This is a genomic window from Pseudomonas sp. CCI1.1, assembly GCF_034348165.1.
GTDB lineage: Bacteria > Pseudomonadota > Gammaproteobacteria > Pseudomonadales > Pseudomonadaceae > Aquipseudomonas > Aquipseudomonas paracarnis.
Map to the genome: position 1 here is coordinate 6,543,350 of NZ_CP133780.1, position 23,789 is coordinate 6,567,138.

Consider the following 23,789-nt stretch of genomic DNA (forward strand, 5'->3'; position numbering starts at 1 on the left):
ACGCGGAGCGTCCCAGGCGGCGTTCCCACGCAGAGCGTGGGAACGATCAGGATCAGGGGCTGTAATACCCGACCGCAACCATGAAATGCCCGCTCTTGCGCACATAGGCGTGCTTGTTCTCGACCTTGCCCGTCACCGGGTTTTTCCAGCGGTATTTGTATTCGCCCTGGTCCTGTTCAGCCATCATCTGGAGGATCGGCACACCCACCGGTTTGCCATCCGGGTCCTTGATCTTGGCAAAATCGGTGTTGATCAGGCGCAGGTTGGTGCCATGGGCGACGTAGCGCCGCGTGTTCAGGTCCACCACGAATACGTAGAGATCATCTTGCAGGAAGCCGCCTTGCAAGGAGTTGATCGCCTTGAGCGTGCCGGCTTCATCCTTGACCAACGCCTCCACCGCCTTGTTGCGCAGCGCCCGTGCCTGTTCCGGTGTGGCGCGCGGCAAGTAATAACCGACCGCCAGGATGCGTTCGCCCACGCGCTGATAAAACACGTGTTTATGTTCGACCTTGCCGTCATTCCAGTTCTGCCAGCGGTAGTCAGCCTGCTGGATACCCTGGTTTTCGGGCACCTTGAGCGCGTCCTTGAAGGATTGGCGCAAATCCGGTCCGAGTACCTCGGACACATCGCGACCTATGAGCGCGGAGGAGGGCCCGCCACTGGCCAGCAGTACGCCTTTTGTATCGACCACAAACACATAACGGTCCTGGTCGATGAACTCGCCCTGACGGCTGAAGGCGGCGAACGCCTTGTCACCTTGCTTGTGGTAGTACGCCAAGGCCTTTTCCAGCAGGGCCTTGGCGGCTTGGGCATCCGCTTCCTGTGCCGTGGCGGCATGCACCTGGCTGCAACACAACAGCAGCAGCCAAGTGAATCGGAGCAGTCTCTTCATTTACCCGTCCCTCGTTCTTGTTGGTGTGCCAAGAGCGTAGACGGTTGGCGGCGAATCAGAAGGGTTTGGTCGGCAGGTATTTGCCGTCCAGGGTGATGACCGCACGGGAGCCGCCGTCCGGGTCTTCGACTTTCTTGATGTCCAGTTTGAAGTTGATGGCGCTGATGATGCCGTCGCCGAATTGCTCATGCACCAGGGCCTTCAAGGTAGAGCCGTAGACTTGCAGCATTTCATAGAAACGGTACATGGTTGGGTCGGTCGGCACACCGCTCGGGAAGCTGCCGCGCAGTGGGACGCTTTGCAGCAGGCGGCTGGCGTCCTCGTCAAGGCCGAGTTTGCCGCACACGATGTCGGCCGCTTCCTTGGGCAGCGGGTGCTGGCCGAGCAGGGCTGCGGTGACGAATGCCAGGCTCAGCCCGGTGCCGTCGGTGAGGTCCTGCCACGACAGGTTTTTGCGTGCCTTGAGGTCGATAACGGTGTCGGCCAGGGCCAGGCGTGGGGTTTGAGCGAATTGGGATTGCAACATGGTGACGTCCTCTTGGGTTGATTAGGGTTCAGGCGGCGTGGGCGCGGGTGCTGGGGTGGTCGAGCAGGGAGACGAAGCGCCCGGTGTGCCCGTCCAAAGCGTCAATGCCGCCGGTTTCGATGTCGTACACCCAGCCATGCAGGTTCATCCGGCCTTGTTCCAGCGCCAGGGCGACCGAAGGGTGAGTCTTGAGGTTGGCCAGTTGGGCGACCACGTTTTCGCGCACCAATGAATCCAGGCGTGCAGCGTCCGAGGCATGCGTACGGGCGGCATTGATCACCTTGGCCGACTCGGCATGGCGCAACCAGTTGGCCACGGCGGGCAGGTGGTCCAGGCATTTGCAGGTAGAAATTGCAGTCATCGCGCCGCAGTCCGAGTGCCCGCAAATCACGATGTCGCTGACGCCCAGCACCGCTACGGCATATTCGACTGTGGCCGACACACCTCCCGGCTCCGGGCCGTAGGACGGCACTATGTTGCCGGCGTTACGGATGACGAACAGGTCGCCGGGTTCCTGCTGGGTCAACAGCTCGGGGACTACGCGGCTGTCAGAGCAGGACACGAACAAGGTGCCGGGGCTTTGCGTGGTCGCCAGGTGTTTGAACAAGTCACTGCGAGGGGTAAAGGCTTCACGTTGGAATTTGCGAAAGCCGTCGATGAGATGCTGCATGGTGGTTCTCCTTGCGTCGCTGATGGGGGCAAGGATGGGAGTTTTTGGCTATAGGGTCCAAGACCGGTTTATTATGCTTTCTATAAGTCATGCCTATAGTTGGAGCGCTGCCCATGCTGTTGCGTCATATCCGTTACTTGCTGGCCGTTGCTGAGCACCGCAACTTCACGCGGGCTGCAGAGGCGCTGCACGTGTCGCAGCCGACCTTGTCGCAACAGATCAAGCAACTGGAAGAAAGCCTGGGCGCGCCACTGCTGGACCGCTCCGGGCGCAGTGTCAGCCTGACCGACGCGGGGCAGGCCTATGTGCGTTATGCGCGGCTGGCCTTGCAGGATCTACAAGCCGGCACCCGCGCGATACATGACGTGCAGGACCTGCGCCGAGGGCATTTGCGCCTGGCCATGACGCCGACTTTCACCGCCTACCTGATCGGGCCATTGCTGGCGCGTTTCAACCAGCTGTATCCGGGCATCACCCTGAGCATCGAGGAACTGACCCAAGACCGTATCGAAGCCGCGCTGGGCGAGGACCTGCTGGATATCGGCATCGGCTTTACCGGCGAGCATGGGCTGGAGATCGACTGTGAGGCGCTGTTTGTCGAAGAGCTGAGCCTGGTCGTCAGTGCCAGTCACCCCGAACGCACACAACCGGCCTGGCTCGAACAGCCTCTGGTGCTACTGAACACAGGCTTCGCCACCCGCCGCTACATCGACGACTACTGCCACCAGCAAGGGGTTAAACCGCAGATTGCCATGGAGGCCAATTCCATCAGCGCGATTATCGAAATCGTGCGCAGCACGCCCCTGGCAACCGTCCTGCCCCGCGCACTGGCCGAGGCCCAGGCAGGCCTGCATGCCGTGGCGATTGCCCCACCGTTGCCGCAGCGCACCGCGGCACTGCTGAGCCGCAAGGGCGCGTATCGCAGCGCTGCGTGTGCGGCGTTTGTAGCGTTGATCAAGGCGTAGGGCCGGGCTGACGCCCCAGGATCCAAATGTGGGAGCTGGCTTGCCTGCGATGACGGCCGGACAATCAACACCGATCTACCCGACACCCCGCATTCAAGGCGCAGCCAACCACTGCCCCACAATCCCCGCATACGCCCCCGTCGCTACACTTAAATGCAACCACTGATCTACGTAACTCTTCCAGGCCACATCATCGCGCGGCAACAAAAACGCTTTTTCACTGTACTGCATCGGTTGCTCCGGGTTGACCGCGCACAACCCAGGCTTGAGCTTCTGCTGATAACGCGCCTCGCTGGCGTCGGTAATCATCACATCGGCTTTGCCCGCCAGCAGCTCATCAAAAATCGTCACGTTGTCATGCAGGCGAATCTGCGTCTGGCCCAAGTGCGCACGGGCAAACACTTCGTTGGTGCCGCCCGCTGGTTCGATCACTCGCACCTGGGGCTGGTTGATCTGCTCCACCGTCTGGTAACGCTGCACGTCGGCGCAGCGTACCAGCGGGATCTTGCCGTCGACTCCGAGTGATTGGCTGAAGAAGGCTTTTTTCTGACGTTCCAACGACACGGAAATACCGCCCACCGCGATGTCGCAGCGTTGGGCGAGAAAGTCCGGCATCAGGGTTTTCCAGGTGGTAGGCACCCAGGTGATTTTGGCGTTCAGGCTCTTGGCGAGAGACTCGGCCATGGCAATGTCGATGCCTTCATAGCCGCCGTCGCTGCGCAGCGAGGTGTAAGGCTTGTAGTCGCCGGTGGTACACACGGTGAGGGTGCCGCGCGCAATCACGTCGTCAAGGCGAGATGCAGCGGTGTCGGCCTGGGCGACAGTGGCCAGGCTTGCCAGTACACAGAGGGCCAGAGGCGCTTTCATGGGGTCGAATCCTTGGGGCACGGTCGGGGGCTCATTATTTCCAGCACAGGGCAGGGTGGCAAGGCGCGGTGAATGTTTAGCCAAACTGCAACCAAACTCCGTCAAGCCTGAATTTACCCGCGTATCCCCGCGTGTGACGCTCAAGTCTTTCTATCACTGTGAAGCGCGCATGCACGCTTGCCCCGACATTCACACCGCGACATTGCCGTCTGCGCTTGCGTTCTGGGCTCTGTTCCATTGCCGACACGCGCGCCCGCCAGATACCTCTCTCCTACGTTGATCTACCCCCAAGGATGACGCGCACCTGTGCGCATCTGCCCGGCGGCGCCTGCGCGCTTGCCTGACGCAAACGTATGAGAATTCCCATGAGTGTTTTTGCCAGCCTGCATGAAGCCCAGACCTTCCTTGAACAGAACCCCGACATTGAGATGTTCGAGCTGTTTATCCTCGATAACAACGGCGTACCGCGCGGCAAGCTGCTGCACCGCGACGAACTGCTGGCGGTGTACGAAAGTGGCCGGCCTCTGCCCAGCACCATCCTCGGCCTGACTATCAATGGCGATGACGTAGAAAACTCCGGGCTGGTCTGGGAGGTGGGGGATATCGACTGCCGCGCCTATCCGATCAGCGGCAGCTTGCAGCGCATGCCATGGCGCTTGATCCCCACCGCGGCGGTGCAAGTCAGCATGCACCCCACCGAAGGCCTGCCCGCCACCGTGGCCGACCCCAGGCACCTGCTGGCCAATGTTATCGAGGCGCTCAAGGCCGACGGTTATTACCCGGTGATGGCGGCGGAGCTGGAGTTCTACCTGCTCGACCAGAAGCCCGACAGTAACGGCCGCCCGCAACCGGCGCGGGATGTGGATGGCAAGCGTCCGCGCTCGACCCAGGTGTACGGCCTGCGTGAGCTGGAGCAGATCGAGCCGTTTCTTGCCGACCTCTACAGCGCCTGCAAACTGCAAGGGATTCCGGCGCGCACGGCCATCTCCGAGTACGCGCCGGGCCAAGTGGAAATCACCCTCGAACACCGCACCGACGCGCTGCAGGCGATGGACGAAGCCGTGCGCTACAAACGCCTGGTCAAGGGCGTGGCGCACAAACATGGAATGACCGCCTGTTTCATGGCCAAGCCGTTTGACGACCTGGCCGGTACAGGCATGCACATGCACGTCAGCTTGGCCGATGCCCAGGGCAATAACCTGTTTGCCAGTGAAGCGGCCGACGGCACGCCACTGCTGCGCCAGGCCGTGGGCGGCATGCTCAGCACCTTGCTCGATTCACTGTTGATGTTCTGCCCCAACGCCAACTCTTATCGACGCTTCCAAACCAACAGCTATGCGCCGCTCGCTGCCACCTGGGGCGTGGACAACCGCACCGTCAGCCTGCGAGTGCCCGGTGGCCCGGCACAATCGCGGCATATCGAACACCGCATCTGCGGGGCCGACGCCAACCCCTACCTGGCGGCCGCCGCGATCCTGGCCGGCATTCATCGAGGCATCCGCGAACAGCTCGACCCTGGCGCCCCGGTGCAAGGCAACGGCTACGCCCAGGCCAAGGAACTGTTGCCCACCGACTGGCTGACCACCTTGCGCGCGCTGGAAACCTCCCGCTGGGCACCGGATGCGTTCGGGCGCCAATTCCTCGGCGTTTACCTGGCGGTCAAACGTGCCGAATACCGCCAGTTCATGGGCGAGGTAGGGGAGCAGGATTGGCGCTGGTACTTGCATCAAGCGTGACCGGTTTTAGTGGGGGGCTTTCGACCTTTTTTTCACGTTGCGGCGGTTAAGCTGCGAATCAAGGTCGTTTACTACCGTTTCATTCACATGAGCCCGCGATGTCGCCACAACCTCCATCCTCCATCGAGACCGAATTCACCGAGCGCTATGACCGTGAGCATGCCAGGGGCTGTGGCGACCCGCGTCCGCCCAGGCTGTTGCAGCGCCTGTCGGCGTGGCGCGATGCGCGGTTGGTACGCCAAGCCCTGAAGGTGGCGGGGGAGCCAGGGCTTATCCTCGACCTGGCGTGCGGTTCCGGGCGCTTCTGGCCGGTGCTGGCCGAACACGTCAACCGCGTGATACTGGCCTCGGACAACTCCCAGGCGATGCTCGATCACGCGCGCACCCATCACCCGGGCGGGTTGCTCAAGCGTGTCAAAACATTCCAGGGCTCGGCGTTTTCCATTGGCCTTTCGGCGAATGCGGTGGACTGCATTTTTTGCCTGGATTTGTTTCGCCATGTGCCCGACAGTGATGCGCGACTCATGTTATTGCACGAGTTTCACCGCGTCAGCCGCGACACGGTGATTGTTGCCGTGAACGTGGGCACGCCCGTAGAGAGCGAGTTTCGGCAAGCCGGCTTCAAAATCCTCAATTACCAAGAGTTCCTGCCGGGCTCGCGGCGATGGTGCCTCTACGTTTTGCGTAAGAGAGGATAACGCCCCTTTGTCGGACTATTCTTCATCTCCTGTCGGAGTTTTCATGATGGCGTGTGCACTGCGGATGCTCGCAAGCCCCTTTCGCGATATATACTGCGCGCCATTCTTCAAGGGAGAGCCGTGTGGCCATCGATATTCACTGGATCTGCGACAACGATAGCCTCGGCCAGCATTGCGCCGAATGGCAGCAGTTGCCATTCGTCGCCCTCGACACCGAATTCATGCGGGTCGACACCTTTTACCCTATTGCCGGGCTGATCCAGATCGGTGATGGCGTGCGCGCTTACCTGATCGACCCCCTGACCATCGACAATTGGCAACCCTTGGCCGCCTTGCTGGAGAACCCAGCGGTGATCAAGGTGGTGCACGCCTGCAGTGAAGACCTGGAAGTGCTGTCGCGCCTGACCGGCAGCTTGCCGGTGCCCTTGTTCGACACCCAATTGGCAGCGGCCTACCTCAACCTCGGTTTTTCCATGGGCTACTCGCGCCTGGTGCAGGCGGTGTTGGATATCGAGTTGCCCAAGGGTGAAACCCGCTCCGACTGGCTGCAGCGGCCATTGTCGGAGACGCAGATCAGCTACGCCGCCGAAGACGCGGTGCACCTGGCCGAGGTTTACACCCGTCTGCGCCCGCAACTGTCGGATGACAAATACGCCTGGGTACTGGAAGACGGCGCCGAATTGGTGGCCAACCTGCGCCGCGAGATCGACCCCTACGAGGTGTACCGCGACGCCAAGCTGGCGTGGAAATTGTCCCGTGCCCAACTCGCGGTGTTGCGTGAACTGTGCGCCTGGCGCGAGCAGCAGGCCCGTGCTCGCGACTTGCCGCGCAACCGTATTATTCGCGAACACTCGTTGTGGCCCCTGGCCAAATCCCAGCCGGATAACCTCGCCGCCCTGGGCAAGATCGAAGACATGCACCCGCGCACCGTGCGCCAGGACGGCCAGTTTTTGCTGGACCTGATCAAACGCACCGGTAGCGTGCCCATGGACCAATGGCCGCCTGCCGTGGCTGAGCCGTTACCCGTGGACGCTGCCGCGTTGATCAAGCAACTGCGGGCTTTGGGCCAAACCTTCGCCGAGCGCCTGGACATGGCGCCGGAACTGATGCTGCGCAAGAAAACCCTCGAAGCCCTGGTTAAAAGTGGCTACCCCGATGGGCCTTACCAATTGCCAGACTCGCTGCGTGGCTGGCGCCGCGAGTTGATGGGCCAGGCGTTGCTCGACAGCCTGGCCAATGCCGGAGAACAGCCTTGAAACGTATTTGCTCCATCTACCGCAGCAAGAAAAAAGACGGCATGTACCTCTATGTGCTCAAAAGCGATGCCCTGGAGCGCGTACCCGAGCCGTTGATGGAAGCGTTCGGCAAGGCGCATCACGCCTTTGACATGGTGCTGACGCCTGAGCGCAAGCTGTCGCGCGAAGACATCACCGTGGTGCTGGAAAACCTCGACAAGCAGGGCTACCACCTACAAATGCCGCCAGCTGAGGACGAGTACATCGAGCACTTGCCCGAAGAGCTGCTGCGCCGCAACGACCCGATGTGATCGACCCGTGCCCGGCTCAGGGCACAGTTTCAATGGAATCGTATTAGAGGACGGTGGCCGTAAGGATGCGGGCGGCCGTCTGCACTGTTTTTTCAAAGGTTTGAACCATGCGTGTTCTGATTGCTGAACAGGATCATCCGCTCTACGCCCAATTGCTCAGGGACGCCGCCCCAGACCTCGAAGTGCTGACCAGCGGCGATTCGGCCGAACTCTCGCGCCTGGCCGCCGACTGTCCGGTGTGGCTGGGCCAGCCCGATCTGTTGGCGACCCTGCTGCGCCAGGGCCATCATCCGCAATGGCTGCAATCGACGTGGGCGGGCATCACGCCACTGCTGGCCGACGGCTTGCCACGCGACTATCGGCTGACCCGCGCGGTAGGCATTTTTGGCCAGGTCATGGCCGAGTTTGTCCTCACCTACATGCTGGGCCACGAGCGCGAAGTGCTGGCGCGGTTGGTCAGCCAGGTGGAGCGCAAATGGGATAACCGCATGGGTCAGAGCCTGGCGGGGCGTAAGGCGCTGATCGTCGGCACCGGTGACATTGGCCAGAGCGTGGCCGAGTTTCTGCTGCCGTTCGGCGTGCAGTTATATGGCATCGCCAGCCAGGCCCGCGAGCAGGCACCGTTTATCGAAGTGGCGGGGCTCGACCAGTTGGGCCGGCTGGTGGGGGAGGTGGATTACGTGATCAACCTGCTGCCCAACACGCCTGATACCCATGACCTGTACGACGCGGCGCTGTTCAAGCAATTCAAACCCACCGGTTTATTTATCAACGTCGGACGCGGCGTGGCGGTGGTGGACGCCGACCTGGTCGAGGCGCTCAAAGAAGGGCACCTGGCCGGCGCGGTGATCGACGTGTGCCGCCAGGAGCCCTTGCCGCAACGCCATCCGTTCTGGACGGCGTGGGGTTTGCTGTTGACCGGGCACAGCTCGGCCCCGACCTCGCCGCCGATGATGGTGGCGTTGTTTGTGCAGAACCTGCGGGCGTATCAGGCCAAGCAAGCGCTGCGCGGGGAAGTGGATTTCGAGCGCGGTTACTGACAAAACGCGGAAAAAAATGTGGGAGCGGGCTTGCTCGCGAATGCAGGGGATCAGTCAACACATTGGGTGGCTGCCACACCGCATTCGCGAGCAAGCCCGCTCCCACATTGAGTGTATGCAAGTCTTAGAGACTGAAGTCACCCTCGGACACCAGCTCGCTCAACGGCTTGCGCGGGCTCGGCATTTCGCGCCCTTGCAGGTACTCCGGCAAACTCGACTTGTCGCCCAGCTTGCCCACCGCCACGGCCGCATGCAGCGCATAACCCTGGGGAATCTTCAGCTCCTTGCGGGTCAGTTCCTGATCGAAGCCGGCCATGCCGTGGGTGTGCCAGCCACTGAGGCTGGCTTGCAGCGCCAGGTGGCCCCAGGCCGAGCCGGTGTCGAAGGTGTGCCACAGCGCCGGGGTTTCTTCTGTGGCGCCGGGGGCGATGAAGTCGGTTTTCGACGCGATAATGACCAGAGCCGACGCATGCTGCGCCCAATTGCGGTTGAATTCATTCAGCAGGCCCAGGAAACGCTCCCAATCCGGCGTGTCACGGCGCGCATACAGAAACCGCCACGGCTGCGAGTTGTAGGCCGAAGGTGCCCAGCGTGCCGCTTCGAAGAAACTCAGCAGCGTCTCCTGCGGGATGCTCTCACCGGTAAAGGCGCGGGGCGACCAGCGCTCGGTAAATTGGGTGTGGATCGGATAATCGGCAACGCGGGGGTTATTGCTCATGGACAGACCCTGATGAAAAAACCGGGATTCAAAACTACTGCGCGCACCCAGGCCTGACAAGTCTTGCAACACCGTCAGTCGTAAGCGCTTGGCCCCAACGGGCTTGGGCACTAGACTGGCGGCCTTTTCACCTTCCGATACTGATGCAGAGCCATGGCCGCCAAAGTCGAACCTTTCTGGATACGCAAAACCCTTGAGCACCTCGACCAAGAGGAGTGGGAGTCCTTGTGCGACGGCTGTGGCCTGTGCTGCCTGCAAAAGCTCGAGGATGAGGACGACAACAGCGTCTATTACACGCGTATCGCCTGCAAACTGCTCGACCTGAAAACCTGCCAGTGCACCGATTACCCCAACCGCCGTGCCTCGGTGCCTGATTGCATCCAGCTCACGCCGGGCCAGGCCGATCAGTTCAAATGGTTGCCGCCGACCTGCGGTTACCGCCTGGTCAGCGAGCGCAAGGACTTGCCGCTGTGGCATCACCTGGTCTGCGGCGACCGTGACGCGGTGCACCACGAACGCATTTCCCAGTCCGGGCGCATGCTCAGCGAAGGCAGCGTGCCCGAGGACGACTGGGAGGATTACCTGATTTTCCGCGCGGGTTGAACGAGGAATGTGTATGAAGGTGGCCGCCAAGTGGGCAGCGGGCCTGGTCGTGCTGGCGCTGAGCGGGCCGGGCTGGTGCGCGAAGAAAGTCGACCTGGATTACCACGTCAAGCTGTTGCCCCAAAGCCAGCAGGCCGAGGTGCGCGTCAGCCTGTCCCAAGGCGCGGCGGTGCGCAGCCTGAACTTCGACCTGGGCCGCGACGGTGACTACAGCGACTTCAAGGCCGATGGCCAGTGGCAAATCACGGGCAACCGTGGCCTGTGGCAACCCAGTGCCGACAAGGCCAGCCTGACCTACCGCGTGCGCCTGGCCCATGCGCGCAAGCCCGGCGTGTATGACACACGCATCACGCCCGGCTGGGCGTTACTGCGCGGCGAAGACCTGGTGCCGGCCGCCCGTCTCGACCAGCAAGACGGCGTCGAACTGGTCTCACGCCTGATGTTTGAACTGCCGACGGGTTGGAAGAGCGTCGAAACCGCCTGGCCGCGCATCGGCCAGAACAAATTCCGCATCGACAACGTGTCCCGCCTGTTCGACCGCCCCACCGGCTGGATGCTGGCGGGCAACCTCGGCAGCCGCCGCCTGCGCCTGGGTGATACCGACGTCACCGTGGCCTCGCCCAAGGGCCAGGGGATGCGCCGCATGGACGCGCTGACGTTACTGACGTTTGTCTGGCCCCAGGTGGAGGCCGCGTTCCCGCGCCATCCTGGCAAACTGTTGATTGTCGGTGCCAGTGACCCGATGCGGCGGGGCGCTTATTCGTTACGCGATTCGATCTACCTCAACAGCCGCACGCCGCTGGTTGGCGAAAATGGCAGCAGCCCGTTGCTGCGCGAAGTGGTGCAGGCCATCGGGCGCTTTAATGACCACGACAGCAGTGACTGGATCAGCGAGGGCTTGGGCGAGTACTACGCAATCGAGTTGATGCGGCGTGCCGGCGGTATTACCGATGAGCGCTATGCGGCGATCCAGGCACGGCTGACCAAAGAAGGCAAAGACGTCAGCACCCTCAAAGGCGAGCACGTCAACGGCGCGACGCTGGCGCGTTCGGTGGTGGTATTGCAAGAACTGGACCGTGAGATCCGCGTGAAGACCCACAACAAGCGCTCCCTGGACGATCTGGCGCAGGCAGTGATGCGGGTGAACAGCATCAACACCAAAGAGTTCGTGCAGTTGGCCGAGAGTGTGATGGGTGAGTCTTCGGTGGTACTGGACAGCAAACTTCTGCGCTGATCCTTAGCCCTGTGCAATTCAAATGTGGGAGGGGGCAAGCCCCCTCCCACATTTGAATCTCCAGCATGTCCAAGTCTCAGGTCAGGCTTTAGGTTTCACCGCCTTTTCAGCCGCCACTTCAGCCTTGGTCTTCAGGTTCTTCAACTCTTCCCCGGCGCGCTCGATTTTCGTGCGCACGCTGTTCATTTCCTGGCGACCCTGTTCCAGTTTGTCCTTGAGCGAACTGTGCCCGGTAAAGCCACGAGCCAGTGCCACGCCACCAATCGCCACCTGGATCAAGCCGAAAATCCCACCGCGGCGCAGGCCTTTACCCACCATCATCACTCCGCCGGCCACTGAGCCGATGCGCTCCCAGCCATGCACGTTCTGGGTGGGTTGAGGCTTCAACGGTGTGGCTTCGATGATAGGTCGCAAGGTTTTGCTGTCGCTCATGATCAGTCTCCAACAAGGGCAAGTGTTACTAGCTGACTGCGCGCATGTGCCGGATGTTCCCGTAATATCAGTACTTGGGGCCCGAACGGGTGTTGTTGCCCTTGGCCAGGCGGTCATAGAGCACCACGTTGACCGTGGCCGCCAGGTTCATGCAGCCGGTGGTGGGGATGTACACCACGTCCTCGCACCAATCGCGGATCTCTTTGTCCAGGGAGCCGTCTTCGGGGCCGAAGATATACAGCGCGCGGTCGGGGTGGGTGTATTCAGGCAACGGGCGGGCGCCGTCGACCAATTCCACGGCGACCGGGATGCAGCCTAAGGGCAGGATCTTTTTCAGGTCGTCGATGCCGATCAGCGGGATATCGTGGTGCACCTTCTTGGTGTCGGTGATGAAATCCCGGGCGCGCTCGTAACGCACGCCGGTGTAGAACACCGAGGCCACGCCGTAACAGCCGGCGGCACGCATCACCGAGCCGACGTTTTCGGGGGATTTGGGGTTGTACAGACCGATGCAACTGTAGCGTTTATTGCCCACGGGGAAGGGTGCCTTGAGAAAAACGGCGATTATACGGCCTGGGGGGATGCAGTGCTTGGACGATCGTCATCGCGGGCAAGCCCGGCTCCCACCGGGAAATGCATTCCTACTGTGGGAGCTGGCTTGCCTGGGATGAGGCCGGAACAGGCAAAGAAAAGCTTCAGTCGTCCTTCTTCATCAACCCCGCCAACGCCGCAAACGGGTTGTGCGTCGCCTTGGCAATGCTCGGGCTGCTGGTGGAGCCTTCGCCGAAGTACTGCTGGTCGGTGTAGCGCGAGTGTTCGTTGTCGTGGCAGTACAGGCACAGCAACTCCCAGTTGGAACCGTCCTGGGGGTTGTCATCATGGTTGTGGTTGCGGTGGTGAACGGTCAGTTCACTCAAGCGCTTGCCGGCAAATTCACGGGCGCAGCGGCCACACACGTGGGGGTACATCTTCAAGGCTTTATCGCGGTAGCCCATTTCGCGGTCGCGCTGGGCATCGGCAAGGATGCGGTCCAGCTTGGCGGTGTGGGGGGGCGGGTTGTTCGAGCTCATCATGGCTCCTGGCTATTATTGGGTGGTTCACGGACAAGGTTGATTCTAGCTGCTCCCACAGGGGATTGGCGCGATTGAATCAACCGCGATCAGCCCTTGAGCTTCTCTGCAATCCAGATGGTATGCCGCGTACCCTTGTTGCCATGGGCAAATACTTGCACTTCTTCGGCCTTGAAGCCGGCCTTGCGCAGTTTGTCACTGAACAGCTTGTCGGCGCTGGCCGACCACACGGCCAGCACGCCCTTGGGGCGCAGGGCCTTGGCACACGCGGCCAGGCCACTGGCCGAGTACAACCAACTGTTAGCTTTTTGCGTGAGCCCTTCAGGGCCGTTGTCGACGTCGAGCATGATCGCGTCAAAGCCTTGGGGCTCGGCCTGCAGTACCTTGGCCACGTCTTCCTGGCGGACCACGGTGCGCGGGTCCAGCAGCGGGCGTCCGGATTTCTCCCCCAGCGGCCCTCGGTTCCACTCCACGACGCCGGGCACCAGTTCGGCCACCACCACTTCGGCGCTCTTGCCCAAATGCTTGAGCGCCGCGGCCAGGGTAAAGCCCATGCCCAGGCCGCCGATCAGCACCCGAGAACCCGGGCGCCCGGCCACTTTGCGGCAGGGAATCTCCGCCAGGGCATCTTCGGAGCCGTGCATGCGCGTGTTCATCAACTGGCCACCGTCACCGCCCTGGATCTTGATGACAAAGTCCTCGCCGTATTCGAACAGGCACAAGGCGCCGCCGTTGTCGGGGATTGGGGTGGTGTCCAGCAGAACGAAACGTTTCATGGAAATCTCATTGGGAAGGGCATTCTTGCGCGGTTGGGAGTAGCCTTAGGGCATTCCGGTCAGGCCATGGAGCCATCGATGAAGTGCAGCATTCTAACGGTCATTGTGTTGAACGCGCTCGCATTGGGTACCGCGCAGGCTCAGGAGTTACAAACCGTACCGGTCGCGCCCGCGCCAACCCCAGGCGCGCCGGGCACGCCAACGCCCACGTTGTACCCGCAAGTCACGCCGCCCGTTGCGCCCAAGACCCATAATGGCTCGCCACCGCTGGCGCCCATCGTGCTGCCGGCGCCGCCCAAGGACCAGACGGTCCCTGGCCTGCAGCAAAACGACAGCAAGCCGAAAACGCCGGGCGGTTAGACCAGACCGAGGGTCTTGAACACAAAGGCATATTCGAGGGCCACGTCACGTAAGCCCTGATAGCGCCCGCTCATGCCGCCATGGCCGGCACCCAGCTCGGTCTTGAGCAGCAGCAGGTTGTCGTCTGTCTTGGTATCCCGCAGCTTGGCCACCCACTTGGCGGCTTCCCAGTACTGCACGCGGCTGTCGTTATAGCCGGCGATCACCAGCGTGGCCGGGTAAGCCTGGGCACGGACGTTCTCGTAGGGCGCGTAGGCCTTGATGCGCGCGTACACTTCGGGGTCCTCGGGGTTGCCCCATTCGTCGTACTCGGTGATGGTCAGCGGCAGTTCCGGGTCGAGCATGGTATTGAGCACATCGACGAACGGCACTTCCGCAATCGCCGCCTGGAACAGTTCCGGACGCTGGTTGAGCACCGCGCCGATCAGCAGGCCGCCGGCACTGCCGCCGCTGATCGCCAGTTGTGGGGAGGTGGTCAGGCCCTCGGCGATCAAATGTTCGGCGCAGGCGATAAAGTCGCTGAAGGTGTTCTGCTTGTGTTCCTGCTTGCCGTTGCGATACCAGGCCTCACCCAGCTCACCGCCGCCGCGCACATGGGCGATGGCAAACGCCACGCCACGGTCGAGCAAGCTCAGGCGCGCATGGGAGAACCACGGGTCCAGGCTTGAGCCGTAGGCACCGTAGCCATACAGGTACAGCGGCGTCGGCTTGCCGAGCTGGTCACGCTTGACCACCAGGCTGATGGGTACCTGGGTGCCATCGGCAGAAGTGGCCCACAGGCGTTGGCTGATGTAATCGTCGGCGTTGAAGACGCCCAGCACCGGGGTTTCCTTGAGCACGACCTGCGCGCCTGTCGCCAGCTCGAGCTGGCGCACTTGGGCCGGGCGATTCAAGGCCTCATAGCGCAGGCGGATCTTGTCGCTGGGAAACTCGAGGCTGTTCTGTACGTAGAGGCTGTAGGCGGCGTCAGGCAATTGCACCCGATAGGCCGGCACGTTCTCGGGGTGTACTTCGATAACCGGCAGGCCACCGATGCGCAGGCTCAAGGTCATGGCGTTGGCGTTCAGGCTCACGCCGTCAAGCATGACCTCGTCGCTGTGGGGGATCAGGTTCTGCCAGTCGGCTTCGGTGGGCGGCGTGCCGGTGTCGGCTGCCACGTACAGCGCATGGTTGATGCCGTCGCGGTTGCTGCGGATAAACCAGGTCCACTGGCCATTGCGCTTGCCGTGGTCGACGTCGTATTCGTGGTCTTCGACCCGTGGCGCCAGGCAGGTGAAGGCCAGGTGCGGTTGCTCGGCGTCCAGCGCCCAGACTTCGCTGGTGGTCTTGCTGCCCAGGGCCAGCAACAGTTGGCGTTCGGAGCTTGAGCGGTAGCAATGCAGGAAGAAACGGCCGTCTGGCTCGTGGAACACTTCCTGCGCGGCGGTGCCGTCCAGGCGATAGCGATACAGCTTGTGCGGGCGATGGGTGTCGTCCAGCTCACCGAAAAACAGGGTCAGGCTGTCATTGGCCCAGGTCATGCTGCCATCGCAGTTGTCGAACGCCAGTTCGCTGACCTTGTCGGTCGCCAATTCCTTCACGAACAGGGTGTAAATCTCTTCGCCGCTGGTATCGAGGCTGTAGGCCAAGCGTTGGTGATCGGGGCTGATGCTGAACGCGCCCAGAGAGAAAAAGCCGCCATTGGCCAACACGTTCGGGTCCAGCAACAGTTCTTCGCTGCTGGCGTCCACCTGGTTGCTGTCATCGGCCGGGCGGCGGCAGCGGTAGTGGCGGGCGTACTCGTCACCGGCGGTAGTGCGGGTGTAATACAAATACGGGCCCCAAGGGGAGGGCAGGGACAGGTCGGTTTCCAGAATGCGGCCCTTGATCTCGTCGAACAGGGTCTCGCGCAACGCCTGCTGATCGGCGAGTTGGGCTTCCTGCCAGTCGTTTTCGGCCTTGAGGTAGTCGAGCACCTCAGGGTTGTCGCGTTCTTGCAGCCAGGCGTACGGGTCTGGGCCTGGGGCCTTGCGGGCAATCGGTGCGGTGGAAATAGGCATGGATAATTCCCTATCTGGCAGACGGTGGCAGGCATTGCAGCCGCGACACGCAAAAGCCGTTATCATAGCCGCCTGTTTGCCAACCTTGCCATGGACACCATGACCGAGAACGACTATCTGACCGCTTGGGGCCTTTACGCCTTCGCCGCTTTGGGCTGCCTGTTGGTGTGGTGGCGCATGACCCGCTGGATCTGGCGCTGGCTGCGCGAGCCCCTGCAATTGCTGATGGCGGTGTTGCTGCTCAGCCCGACCATTGTCGACCCGGTCAAGACCCAGTTTGCGCCGGCCGTGGCCATTACTGCCCTGGACTTGGTGCTCAAGGTCGGCAACAACGCCTGGCGCGCCATTTCCGACCTGTTCATGTACACGATGATCGTGTTTGCCCTGTACATCGTGTTTGTGCTGATCCGCTGGCCCATCGAACGCGCCGCCAACGCTCGCCGTGAGCGCAAGGCGGCTGCGGATGCCGCCTTGGCCGCCGAACCGGAAGACGACGAACCGTTCCGTCGCCCGGCGCCTGCCGGTGGTATGCGGGTCGAACCGCGCCTTTAACGTTGTTTGCCCTGCAGCGAGAGCCCTGGCATGTGTGAATTATTGGGCATGAGTGCCAACGTCCCCACCGATATCGTGTTCAGCTTTACCGGGCTGATGCAGCGCGGTGGGCGCACTGGCCCGCATCGCGACGGTTGGGGCATTGCCTTCTATGAAGGCCGTGGCCTGCGCCTGTTCCAGGACCCGGCTGCCAGTAGCGAGTCGGAAGTCGCGTTGCTGGTGCAGCGTTACCCCATCAAGAGCGAAGTGGTGATCGGCCATATTCGCCAAGCGAATGTGGGCAAGGTCAGCCTGGCCAATACCCATCCGTTCGTGCGCGAGCTGTGGGGGCGTAACTGGTGTTTTGCCCACAACGGCCAACTGGCAGACTTCGATCCCCGCGCCACCTTCTACCGCCCGGTGGGCGATACCGACAGCGAAGCGGCGTTCTGCGACTTGCTCAACCGTGTGCGCGAAGCCTTCCCCGAGCCGGTGGACATCGAGCAGGTGCTGCCCGACCTGATCGCCGCCTGCGCCGAATACCGCAGCAAGGGCGTGTTCAACTGCCTGCTCAGCGACGGCGACTGGCTGTTCTGCTATTGCTCGACCAAGCTGGCACAGATCACCCGGCGGGCGCCTTTTGGCCCGGCGCGCTTGAAAGATGTCGACGTGATCGTCGATTTTCAGGCCGAAACCACCCCCAATGACGTGGTAACGGTGATCGCCACCGAGCCGTTGACCGACAACGAAAACTGGACCCGCTACGAACCGGGCCAATGGAGCCTGTGGCGACGCGGTGAATGTGTCAGCCAGGGCGTTACCAAGTAAGGAATCGAGCATGTTGCTTAGCTATCTGCGGTTGGTGCTGTTTGCCGTTGGCTTGTTGGTCGGCGTGCAGGTGCCGGGGTTTATCAATGACTACGCCAAGCGCGTCGAAGCCCACTTGATCGAGGCCCAGACCGGCTTGCGCGGTTTCGAGTCCACGGCGCAGCAGTTCTTCAACGGTGATATGCAAGCCTTGGTGGCGCATTACCGCGCCAGCGATGACCCGGTGTTCCAGAGCGACGCCAGCAGCCTGGGCGCTATGCTCGATCGCCAACTCGAGTTGGACAAGCAATACCAGGCCATGCAGGGCCCGTGGTACATCCGTGCCCTGCAAGTGGCGGTGGCTGCCGACCCGGATATCCGTTCGGAGACCTGGAATGGCTACAGCTACCAGATTCTGCTGACGCCTGAAGCCATGGGCTGGGGCCTGGGCGGGGCGATGCTGTTGTCGTTCGGCATCGAGTGCCTGTACCGCTTGATCGACTGGGTGGTGCTGGGTGGCCGGCGCCTGCGCCAGAGCCGGCCCATCGAAGAGCGGGACCTCAAGGGCCTCTAACGACCCACTGATCGTTCCCACGCTCCGCGTGGGAATGCTTTTTCTGACGCTCCGCGTCGCGCGTGAGGGGGCAGAGCGCCCTGTGCTGCATTCCTACGCAGAGCGTGGGAACGATCAGTCGGGTTTATTCAGTTGCATGCGTTCTGCACCGACTTGCTCGGCATAGCGGGCAACGACTTTCTGGCACAACCCCACAATCTCCTCCACCAACTCCACCCCCACACGCCACGACACCACCACCTGCAAGTTCGGCAGACGCTGGGCCATGGGCAGCATGACCAATTCCCCTCGCTCCAGTTCTTCGCTCACCAGCACCGGCGGCAGTGCGCCGATGCCGAAGCCATCGCGCAGCAACCGGGTAATCGCCGACACCGAGTTCACGCAGTTCATGCGCGGTGCGGCCACGCCATTGGCCTGCATCAAACTCAATACGTCCTGATGCGGGTGGGAGTTTTTCGAGTAAGTGATGATGCGCTCCTGGGCCAGCTCGGCGAGGGAGGCGTAGTCACGGTTGTAAATCGACTGGCTGGCCACGATCCAGGCCATGGGGTGGCTGGCCAGTTCCAGGCTGCGCACGGTTTCCAGGCGCAGCAGGTCGGTTTGCAGGATCAGGTCGAGGAAACCTTTTTGCAGTTGATCGCTGAGGTTCAGCGCAGTGTCGGCGACCAGCTCGATTTCCACCAGTGGGTACAGCTTCATCAGCTCAGCAACCAGCGGGCTTAGCCAGGTGTGGATCACCGTGTCCATTGCGCCGATCCGAATGCGCCCAACCTTGCTGCTGGTGGTCTCCAGGGACTGCTTCAAGCCCTGCATGGTCACCATCATCTGCTCGGCATAGTCGAGCACTTTCAAACCTTCCGGGGTCAGGCTCACGCCACGCGAATCACGCAGGAAAAGTTTCACCCCCAGCTCGCTTTCCAGCACTGCGATGCGGCTGGAGATCGAGGCCTGGGTGGTGAACAGCTTCTCGGCCGTGAGCCGGAAGCTCTTGAGCTTGGCCACCCAGACGAAGGTTTCGAGGAACTTCAAATTCATGGGATCAACTTTTTCTTATGCATGGATCGGTTTTTATTAGTTGGACGTCGCACCGGGCAAGCGCCAAAAATCGAGCTATTCCACGATAAGCGTCGTTGGGGTGTCAGGACAAGTTGCGAGTTCTGCGTAAAAAATCCCACACTACAAGAAAACAAAGCCTACAGGAGCGCCCCCCGTGAGCCGCCTGCTACTGAACTGCGACATCGGCGAAAGCTTTGGCAACTGGACCATGGGTCTGGACGCCGAAGTCATGCCGTTCATTGATTGCGCCAACGTGGCTTGCGGTTTCCATGCCGGCGACCCGAGCATCATGCGCAAGACCGTCAGCCTGGCGTTCAAGCACGGCGTGCAAGTGGGCGCTCATCCGGCCTACCAGGACCTGCAAGGCTTCGGCCGGCGCTCCATGAACTACACGCCGCAGGAAATTCAGGACCTGTTGCACTACCAGATCGGTGCGCTGGACGGCATCTGCCGCGCCCAGGGCGGGCGCGTCAGCTATGTGAAACCCCACGGCGCGATGTACAACGACATGATGGCCAACCCCGCGCAGTTGCGTGCGGTGATCCAGGCCGTGGCCGCTTACGGCGACCTGCCGCTGATGCTGCTGGCCACCCGCGACAACCGCGCGGCCCAAGCCTTGGGCGACGAATACGGGGTGACCCTGTGGTTCGAAGCCTTCGCTGACCGTGCCTATGACAGTAACGGCCATCTGGTGTCTCGCCAACTGCCCGGCGCGGTGCATCACGACGCCGACACCATCGTGCAGCAGGCCCTGACCCTTTTCCGTGGCGAATCGCTGATTGCCAGCGACGGCAGCCCATTGGTGCTACAAGCCAATACCTTGTGTGTGCATGGCGACAACGCCAGTTCGGTCGCTGCCGTGCAGCGTATCCGCGAAGCGTTGAAAACAGCATGAACCCACGCATCGAAGTGGTGGCGATCGACTGCCTGATGGTGCGTCTGTTTGACGTGATCGCCGAAGCCAACATGCCGTGGATGCTCGCGGCTACCGAGCGCCTGCGCCACGGTTTTGGCCCGGCCTTGGTGGACCTGGTGCCGTCCTACACCACCTTGATGGTGCATTACGATCTCACGGCGCTGACCCCGGCCCAGGCCCGGGCGCTGATCGACCAGGCCCTCACCGATCTGCAACCCCAGGCGCAGGGCAGTGGCCAGTGCCATGTGCTGCCCGTGTGGTACGACCTGAGTGTCGGCCCGGAACTGAACTTGCTGTCCCAGCGCAGCGGGCTGGCCGTGGAGGAGGTGATCCGCCGCCACAGCGCCCACGAGTACCAAGTGTTCGCCCTCGGTTTTGCCCCAGGGTTTGCCTTTATGGGGCTGGTGGACGAGCTACTTGCCACGCCGCGCCTGAACACGCCGCGCAAACGCGTGGCTGCCGGCAGCGTCGGCATCGCCGAACGGCAAACCGCCGCGTACCCGGTGGTGTCCCCGGGCGGCTGGAACCTGATCGGCCGCACCCCGGCCAAACTGTTCGACCGGGAGCGCGACGGCTACAGCCTGATGCAACCCGGCGACACGGTGCGCTTCGCCTCGGTCAGCCACGCCGAATTCATCCACTTGGGTGGCGACGACACGCCGCTGGAGGCGCAGGCATGAGCCGCTTGATCATCGAGGCCAGCACGCCGCTGTGCCTGTTGCAGGACGCCGGTCGTTTTGGCGTACGCCACCTGGGCGTGACCCAGGGCGGCGCGCTGGATTGGGTGTCGATGTCCTGGGCCAACTGGCTTTTGGACAATGCCCTGGATGCGCCGGTGGTGGAGATCACCCTGGGGGGCTTTACCGTGCAGGCCGAGGATTATTGCCTGCTGGCCTTGGCCGGTGCGGACCTGGGCGCCTATGTCGATGAGCGAGCGATAAGCCCCGGTCGCAGTTTTATCCTGCAAAAGGGCCAGCGACTGCGCTTCACCCAGCCGTTCAATGGGGCACGCGCTTATCTGGCCGCGCCCGGTGGCTTTGATGCGCAGGCTGTACTGGGCAGTTGTGCCACGGTCGTGCGCGAAGCGTTGGGCGGGGTGGACGGTTTCGGCAAGGCCTTGGCCGAAGGCGGGCGGTTGGCGTATTCCGGTACGGGCGGTGCAATGAAGGTGCTGGCCAACCCGGATGTGCAATCCGCTGCATCACTGGACGTGATCATCGGCGCGCAGATAGGCCAGTTCAGCGGGCAGAGCCTGTTCGATGCTTTCAACACCGAATGGGCTCTGGACAGCCGTGCAGACCGCATGGGCATGCGCTTGCTCGGCACGCCGTTGCAGTATCAGGGGCCGTCGTTGATTTCCGAAGGGATTCCATTGGGCGCGATTCAGGTGCCGCCGGATGGGCAACCGATTGTGTTGCTCAATGACCGGCAGACGATCGGCGGTTACCCGCGGTTGGGCGCGTTGACACCTTTATCCTTGGCGCGGCTGGCGCAGTGTCTGCCGGGGGAGAAGGTGCGGTTGGCACCGGTGGTGCAGGAGGCTGCGCATCGGCAGCACATCAAGTTTTTGCAGCAGTTTGCCGATCGCTAAAAAGCATCGCAGGCAAGCCAGCTCCCACGGAGGAATGCATTCCAACTTTGAAATGCAGTCAACATGTGGGAGCTGGCTTGCCTGCGATGAGGCCGGTCAAAACACCGCCTATTTCGAGAGAAAGCGCATACCTTCTTCCAACCCGCGCAGCGTCAGCGGGTACATCTGATCCTCCACCAACTCGCGAACAATCCCCGTCGACGCTGTATAGCCCCAAGTGTCTTTTGGGTAGGGGTTAATCCAGATCAGCTTCTTGTACTTGGCCATGAAGCGCTGCATCCACACATACCCCGGCTCCTCGTTCCAATGCTCGACGCTGCCGCCGGCCTGAGTGATTTCATAGGGCGCCATGGCCGCATCGCCGATAAAGATCACTTTGTAGTCGGCGCCGTATTTGTGCAGCAGATCCTGGGTGGACGTGCGCTCCGAGGTGCGACGCTGGTTGTTCTTCCACACCGACTCGTACACAAAGTTATGGAAATAGAAGTACTCCAGGTGCTTGAACTCGGTCTTGCACGCGGAGAACAGCTCTTCGCAGATCTTCACGTGGGCATCCATCGAACCGCCGATGTCGAACAGCAGCAACAGCTTGATGGTGTTACGCCGTTCGGGGCGCATCTGAATATTCAGCAAGCCGGCATCGCGAGCGGTGTGGTCGATGGTGCCATCGATATCCAGCTCTTCGGCCGCACCCTGGCGCGCAAACTTGCGCAGGCGGCGCAGGGCGATCTTGATGTTGCGCGTGCCCAGTTCCACCTGGTCGTCGAGGTTCTTGTACTCGCGCTGGTCCCAGACTTTCACCGCCTTGCCCTGACGCTTGCCGGCGTCACCGACGCGAATGCCTTCGGGGTTGTAGCCGCCAGAACCAAAGGGGCTGGTGCCGCCGGTGCCGATCCACTTGTTGCCACCGGCGTGGCGTTCTTTCTGTTCTTCCAGGCGTTTCTTGAACTCCTCGATCAGCTTGTCGAGGCCACCCAGGGACTGGATCTGCGCGCGTTCCTCATCGCTCAAGGAACGTTCGAATTCCTTGCGTAGCCATTCTTCGGGGATCAGCGCCTGCAGGTGGTCGTCGAGCTTTTCCAGGCCGTTGAAATAGGCGCCGAAGGCCCGGTCGAACTTGTCGAAATGCCGCTCGTCCTTGACCAGGATCGCCCGTGCCAAGTAGTAGAACTCGTTCATGTCGGCGAAGGTCACGCGCTGTTTGAGCGCGTTGATCAGGTCGAGCAGCTCGCGCACCGACACCGGCACCTTGGCGGCACGCATCTCATTGAACAGGTTAAGCAGCATCAGCGATTACCGCGACGGCTCATGAACGCCAGACGCTCCAGCAACTGCACGTCTTGCTCGTTCTTCACCAAGGCGCCGGCCAGGGGAGGGATGGCCTTGGTCGGGTCGCGCTCGCGCAGCACCGCTTCGCCAATATTGTCGGCCATCAGCAGCTTGAGCCAGTCGACCAGCTCGGAGGTGGAAGGTTTTTTCTTCAGGCCCGGCACCTTGCGCACATCGAAGAACACGTCCAGCGCTTCGCTGACCAGGTCTTTCTTGATGCCCGGGTAGTGCACATCCACGATTTTTTGCAGGGTGGTGCGGTCGGGGAAGGCGATGTAGTGGAAGAAGCAACGGCGCAGGAACGCGTCCGGCAGCTCTTTTTCGTTGTTGGAGGTGATGATGATGATCGGGCGCTTCTTGGCCTTGATGGTCTCATCGATTTCGTAGACGTAGAACTCCATCTTGTCGAGTTCTTGCAGCAGGTCGTTGGGGAACTCGATATCGGCCTTGTCGATTTCATCGATCAGCAGGATCACCCGCTCTTCGGACTCGAAGGCTTCCCACAGCTTGCCTTTCTTCAGGTAGTTGCGCACGTCGTGCACCTTGTCCACGCCCAATTGGGAGTCGCGTAGGCGGCTGACCGCGTCGTACTCGTACAGGCCCTGGTGCGCCTTGGTGGTGGACTTGATGTGCCAGGTGATCAACCTGGCACCGAAGGATTCGGCCAGTTGCTCGGCAAGCATGGTCTTGCCGGTGCCCGGTTCGCCCTTGACCAGCAGCGGCCGCTCCAGGGTGATGGCGGCGTTGACGGCCAGTTTCAGGTCATCGGTAGCCACATAGGCCTGGGTGCCTTCGAACTTCATCGGTCATTCC

The 23,789-nt window shown here is 61.8% G+C and carries 28 protein-coding genes; 15 read left to right on the forward strand and 13 right to left on the reverse strand.

Translation table 11 applies throughout. From position 1 onward, the window contains the following. Positions 1–52: 52 nt before the first annotated feature. The 3 genes from RHM69_RS29920 to RHM69_RS29930 are packed head-to-tail and all read right to left on the reverse strand — an operon-like array spanning position 53 to position 2,088. Complete coding sequence (locus RHM69_RS29920; protein WP_014717474.1) at positions 53–892, reverse strand: cache domain-containing protein; 840 nt, start codon at positions 890–892, stop codon at positions 53–55. A gap of 55 nt (positions 893–947) precedes the next feature. Continuing rightward, positions 948–1,418 carry a cyanase gene (gene cynS / locus RHM69_RS29925; protein ID WP_014717475.1) on the reverse strand — a complete coding sequence of 157 codons (471 nt, stop codon included), beginning with the start codon at positions 1,416–1,418 and terminating at the stop codon, positions 948–950. Positions 1,419–1,446: 28 nt separating this feature from the next. Beyond that, entirely contained in the window at positions 1,447–2,088 is a 642-nt protein-coding gene (locus tag RHM69_RS29930; protein WP_019818265.1) for a carbonic anhydrase, read from the reverse strand. A gap of 113 nt (positions 2,089–2,201) precedes the next feature. Here RHM69_RS29930 and cynR point away from each other — a divergent pair, with 113 nt between their 5' ends. After that, positions 2,202–3,053: a transcriptional regulator CynR gene (gene cynR, locus RHM69_RS29935; protein WP_014717477.1), complete on the forward strand. Its 852-nt coding sequence runs from the start codon at positions 2,202–2,204 to the stop codon at positions 3,051–3,053. Positions 3,054–3,146: 93 nt separating this feature from the next. On the opposite strand, the gene RHM69_RS29940 is transcribed toward cynR, so the two are convergent. Continuing rightward, positions 3,147–3,920 (reverse strand): transporter substrate-binding domain-containing protein, encoded by a 774-nt coding sequence (locus RHM69_RS29940; protein WP_014717478.1) that lies wholly within the window; start codon positions 3,918–3,920, stop codon positions 3,147–3,149. 365 nt (positions 3,921–4,285) lie between these two features. On the opposite strand from RHM69_RS29940, the gene RHM69_RS29945 reads away from it, so the two are divergent. The 5 genes from RHM69_RS29945 (at position 4,286) to RHM69_RS29965 (ending at position 8,940) form a co-directional block, all read left to right on the forward strand. Then, the gene (locus RHM69_RS29945) at positions 4,286–5,656 is read left to right on the forward strand and encodes a glutamine synthetase family protein (protein WP_102666234.1); all 1,371 of its coding nucleotides are present in this window, start codon (positions 4,286–4,288) and stop codon (positions 5,654–5,656) included. A gap of 98 nt (positions 5,657–5,754) precedes the next feature. Further along, positions 5,755–6,354, forward strand: a complete 600-nt coding sequence (locus RHM69_RS29950) for a class I SAM-dependent methyltransferase (protein WP_200599231.1) — start codon at positions 5,755–5,757, stop codon at positions 6,352–6,354. Between the two features lie 122 nt (positions 6,355–6,476). Further along, positions 6,477–7,610: a ribonuclease D gene (gene rnd, locus RHM69_RS29955; RefSeq protein WP_014717481.1), complete on the forward strand. Its 1,134-nt coding sequence runs from the start codon at positions 6,477–6,479 to the stop codon at positions 7,608–7,610. Further along, on the forward strand, positions 7,607–7,900 hold the full coding sequence (locus RHM69_RS29960) for a YcgL domain-containing protein (RefSeq protein WP_014717482.1): 294 nt from the start codon (positions 7,607–7,609) through the stop codon (positions 7,898–7,900). The genes rnd and RHM69_RS29960 overlap by 4 nt, the downstream gene beginning before the upstream one ends. A 107-nt stretch (positions 7,901–8,007) precedes the next feature. After that, positions 8,008–8,940: a D-2-hydroxyacid dehydrogenase gene (locus tag RHM69_RS29965; protein WP_019818262.1), complete on the forward strand. Its 933-nt coding sequence runs from the start codon at positions 8,008–8,010 to the stop codon at positions 8,938–8,940. Positions 8,941–9,064: 124 nt separating this feature from the next. On the opposite strand, the gene RHM69_RS29970 is transcribed toward RHM69_RS29965, so the two are convergent. Next, on the reverse strand, positions 9,065–9,658 hold the full coding sequence (locus RHM69_RS29970; RefSeq protein WP_003189601.1) for a nitroreductase family protein: 594 nt from the start codon (positions 9,656–9,658) through the stop codon (positions 9,065–9,067). A gap of 153 nt (positions 9,659–9,811) precedes the next feature. Between RHM69_RS29970 and RHM69_RS29975 the strand changes: the two genes are divergently transcribed. Together RHM69_RS29975 and RHM69_RS29980 are read left to right on the forward strand one after the other, a co-directional pair. Beyond that, positions 9,812–10,261 carry a YcgN family cysteine cluster protein gene (locus RHM69_RS29975; RefSeq protein WP_003172524.1) on the forward strand — a complete coding sequence of 150 codons (450 nt, stop codon included), beginning with the start codon at positions 9,812–9,814 and terminating at the stop codon, positions 10,259–10,261. A 13-nt stretch (positions 10,262–10,274) separates the two neighbouring features. Beyond that, entirely contained in the window at positions 10,275–11,495 is a 1,221-nt protein-coding gene (locus RHM69_RS29980) for a hypothetical protein (protein WP_122301271.1), read from the forward strand. A gap of 81 nt (positions 11,496–11,576) precedes the next feature. On the opposite strand, the gene RHM69_RS29985 is transcribed toward RHM69_RS29980, so the two are convergent. The 4 genes from RHM69_RS29985 to RHM69_RS30000 form a co-directional block, all read right to left on the reverse strand. Continuing rightward, entirely contained in the window at positions 11,577–11,927 is a 351-nt protein-coding gene (locus tag RHM69_RS29985; protein WP_019818260.1) for a DUF2892 domain-containing protein, read from the reverse strand. 67 nt (positions 11,928–11,994) lie between these two features. After that, a complete protein-coding gene (locus RHM69_RS29990) occupies positions 11,995–12,462 on the reverse strand; it encodes an RNA methyltransferase (RefSeq protein ID WP_014717486.1) in 468 nt (155 codons plus the stop codon). Positions 12,463–12,622: 160 nt separating this feature from the next. After that, positions 12,623–12,997 (reverse strand): YajD family HNH nuclease, encoded by a 375-nt coding sequence (locus RHM69_RS29995; RefSeq protein ID WP_200599232.1) that lies wholly within the window; start codon positions 12,995–12,997, stop codon positions 12,623–12,625. A gap of 89 nt (positions 12,998–13,086) precedes the next feature. Beyond that, a complete protein-coding gene (locus RHM69_RS30000; protein ID WP_003189610.1) occupies positions 13,087–13,773 on the reverse strand; it encodes a spermidine synthase in 687 nt (228 codons plus the stop codon). Between the two features lie 78 nt (positions 13,774–13,851). Between RHM69_RS30000 and RHM69_RS30005 the strand changes: the two genes are divergently transcribed. Then, positions 13,852–14,133 (forward strand): hypothetical protein, encoded by a 282-nt coding sequence (locus RHM69_RS30005; protein WP_200599233.1) that lies wholly within the window; start codon positions 13,852–13,854, stop codon positions 14,131–14,133. On the opposite strand, the gene RHM69_RS30010 is transcribed toward RHM69_RS30005, so the two are convergent. After that, on the reverse strand, positions 14,130–16,172 hold the full coding sequence (locus tag RHM69_RS30010; RefSeq protein WP_200599234.1) for a S9 family peptidase: 2,043 nt from the start codon (positions 16,170–16,172) through the stop codon (positions 14,130–14,132). The two genes, RHM69_RS30005 and RHM69_RS30010, sit on opposite strands and share 4 nt — an antisense overlap. A gap of 24 nt (positions 16,173–16,196) precedes the next feature. Here RHM69_RS30010 and RHM69_RS30015 point away from each other — a divergent pair, with 24 nt between their 5' ends. The 3 genes from RHM69_RS30015 to RHM69_RS30025 are packed head-to-tail and all read left to right on the forward strand — an operon-like array spanning position 16,197 to position 18,084. Further along, on the forward strand, positions 16,197–16,724 hold the full coding sequence (locus RHM69_RS30015; protein ID WP_019818257.1) for a hypothetical protein: 528 nt from the start codon (positions 16,197–16,199) through the stop codon (positions 16,722–16,724). Positions 16,725–16,754: 30 nt separating this feature from the next. Next, entirely contained in the window at positions 16,755–17,531 is a 777-nt protein-coding gene (locus RHM69_RS30020; protein WP_014717491.1) for a class II glutamine amidotransferase, read from the forward strand. A 10-nt stretch (positions 17,532–17,541) separates the two neighbouring features. Then, complete coding sequence (locus tag RHM69_RS30025; RefSeq protein WP_034126628.1) at positions 17,542–18,084, forward strand: DUF2937 family protein; 543 nt, start codon at positions 17,542–17,544, stop codon at positions 18,082–18,084. A gap of 114 nt (positions 18,085–18,198) precedes the next feature. Here RHM69_RS30025 and RHM69_RS30030 read toward each other — a convergent pair whose 3' ends face one another. Then, positions 18,199–19,119, reverse strand: coding sequence for a LysR family transcriptional regulator (locus tag RHM69_RS30030; RefSeq protein WP_003189619.1), 921 nt, complete (start codon positions 19,117–19,119; stop codon positions 18,199–18,201). Positions 19,120–19,294: 175 nt separating this feature from the next. On the opposite strand from RHM69_RS30030, the gene RHM69_RS30035 reads away from it, so the two are divergent. The 3 genes from RHM69_RS30035 to RHM69_RS30045 are packed head-to-tail and all read left to right on the forward strand — an operon-like array spanning position 19,295 to position 21,647. Continuing rightward, on the forward strand, positions 19,295–20,035 hold the full coding sequence (locus RHM69_RS30035) for a 5-oxoprolinase subunit PxpA (protein WP_014717493.1): 741 nt from the start codon (positions 19,295–19,297) through the stop codon (positions 20,033–20,035). Continuing rightward, positions 20,032–20,736 carry a 5-oxoprolinase subunit PxpB gene (gene pxpB, locus RHM69_RS30040; protein ID WP_014717494.1) on the forward strand — a complete coding sequence of 235 codons (705 nt, stop codon included), beginning with the start codon at positions 20,032–20,034 and terminating at the stop codon, positions 20,734–20,736. The genes RHM69_RS30035 and pxpB overlap by 4 nt, the downstream gene beginning before the upstream one ends. Then, positions 20,733–21,647 carry a biotin-dependent carboxyltransferase family protein gene (locus tag RHM69_RS30045; protein ID WP_038449459.1) on the forward strand — a complete coding sequence of 305 codons (915 nt, stop codon included), beginning with the start codon at positions 20,733–20,735 and terminating at the stop codon, positions 21,645–21,647. The genes pxpB and RHM69_RS30045 overlap by 4 nt, the downstream gene beginning before the upstream one ends. A gap of 108 nt (positions 21,648–21,755) precedes the next feature. Here RHM69_RS30045 and RHM69_RS30050 read toward each other — a convergent pair whose 3' ends face one another. Together RHM69_RS30050 and RHM69_RS30055 are read right to left on the reverse strand one after the other, a co-directional pair. After that, on the reverse strand, positions 21,756–22,934 hold the full coding sequence (locus tag RHM69_RS30050; RefSeq protein ID WP_200599235.1) for a vWA domain-containing protein: 1,179 nt from the start codon (positions 22,932–22,934) through the stop codon (positions 21,756–21,758). Continuing rightward, entirely contained in the window at positions 22,934–23,779 is an 846-nt protein-coding gene (locus tag RHM69_RS30055) for an AAA family ATPase (protein ID WP_019818253.1), read from the reverse strand. Before RHM69_RS30055 ends, RHM69_RS30050 begins: the two co-directional genes overlap by 1 nt. Positions 23,780–23,789 lie beyond the last annotated feature (10 nt).

What these genes read in the sequence shown, in the direction of transcription:
- RHM69_RS29920 (WP_014717474.1), bottom strand. Translation starts at nt 892, where the DNA reads ATGAAGAGACTGCTCCGATTCACTTGGCTGCTGCTGTTGTGTTGCAGC.
- cynS (WP_014717475.1), bottom strand. Translation starts at nt 1,418, where the DNA reads ATGTTGCAATCCCAATTCGCTCAAACCCCACGCCTGGCCCTGGCCGAC.
- RHM69_RS29930 (WP_019818265.1), bottom strand. Translation starts at nt 2,088, where the DNA reads ATGCAGCATCTCATCGACGGCTTTCGCAAATTCCAACGTGAAGCCTTT.
- cynR (WP_014717477.1), top strand. Translation starts at nt 2,202, where the DNA reads ATGCTGTTGCGTCATATCCGTTACTTGCTGGCCGTTGCTGAGCACCGC.
- RHM69_RS29940 (WP_014717478.1), bottom strand. Translation starts at nt 3,920, where the DNA reads ATGAAAGCGCCTCTGGCCCTCTGTGTACTGGCAAGCCTGGCCACTGTC.
- RHM69_RS29945 (WP_102666234.1), top strand. Translation starts at nt 4,286, where the DNA reads ATGAGTGTTTTTGCCAGCCTGCATGAAGCCCAGACCTTCCTTGAACAG.
- RHM69_RS29950 (WP_200599231.1), top strand. Translation starts at nt 5,755, where the DNA reads ATGTCGCCACAACCTCCATCCTCCATCGAGACCGAATTCACCGAGCGC.
- RHM69_RS29965 (WP_019818262.1), top strand. Translation starts at nt 8,008, where the DNA reads ATGCGTGTTCTGATTGCTGAACAGGATCATCCGCTCTACGCCCAATTG.
- RHM69_RS29970 (WP_003189601.1), bottom strand. Translation starts at nt 9,658, where the DNA reads ATGAGCAATAACCCCCGCGTTGCCGATTATCCGATCCACACCCAATTT.
- RHM69_RS29975 (WP_003172524.1), top strand. Translation starts at nt 9,812, where the DNA reads ATGGCCGCCAAAGTCGAACCTTTCTGGATACGCAAAACCCTTGAGCAC.
- RHM69_RS29980 (WP_122301271.1), top strand. Translation starts at nt 10,275, where the DNA reads ATGAAGGTGGCCGCCAAGTGGGCAGCGGGCCTGGTCGTGCTGGCGCTG.
- RHM69_RS29985 (WP_019818260.1), bottom strand. Translation starts at nt 11,927, where the DNA reads ATGAGCGACAGCAAAACCTTGCGACCTATCATCGAAGCCACACCGTTG.
- RHM69_RS29995 (WP_200599232.1), bottom strand. Translation starts at nt 12,997, where the DNA reads ATGAGCTCGAACAACCCGCCCCCCCACACCGCCAAGCTGGACCGCATC.
- RHM69_RS30000 (WP_003189610.1), bottom strand. Translation starts at nt 13,773, where the DNA reads ATGAAACGTTTCGTTCTGCTGGACACCACCCCAATCCCCGACAACGGC.
- RHM69_RS30005 (WP_200599233.1), top strand. Translation starts at nt 13,852, where the DNA reads ATGAAGTGCAGCATTCTAACGGTCATTGTGTTGAACGCGCTCGCATTG.
- RHM69_RS30010 (WP_200599234.1), bottom strand. Translation starts at nt 16,172, where the DNA reads ATGCCTATTTCCACCGCACCGATTGCCCGCAAGGCCCCAGGCCCAGAC.
- RHM69_RS30020 (WP_014717491.1), top strand. Translation starts at nt 16,755, where the DNA reads ATGTGTGAATTATTGGGCATGAGTGCCAACGTCCCCACCGATATCGTG.
- RHM69_RS30025 (WP_034126628.1), top strand. Translation starts at nt 17,542, where the DNA reads ATGTTGCTTAGCTATCTGCGGTTGGTGCTGTTTGCCGTTGGCTTGTTG.
- RHM69_RS30030 (WP_003189619.1), bottom strand. Translation starts at nt 19,119, where the DNA reads ATGAATTTGAAGTTCCTCGAAACCTTCGTCTGGGTGGCCAAGCTCAAG.
- pxpB (WP_014717494.1), top strand. Translation starts at nt 20,032, where the DNA reads ATGAACCCACGCATCGAAGTGGTGGCGATCGACTGCCTGATGGTGCGT.
- RHM69_RS30045 (WP_038449459.1), top strand. Translation starts at nt 20,733, where the DNA reads ATGAGCCGCTTGATCATCGAGGCCAGCACGCCGCTGTGCCTGTTGCAG.
- RHM69_RS30050 (WP_200599235.1), bottom strand. Translation starts at nt 22,934, where the DNA reads ATGCTGCTTAACCTGTTCAATGAGATGCGTGCCGCCAAGGTGCCGGTG.
- RHM69_RS30055 (WP_019818253.1), bottom strand. Translation starts at nt 23,779, where the DNA reads ATGAAGTTCGAAGGCACCCAGGCCTATGTGGCTACCGATGACCTGAAA.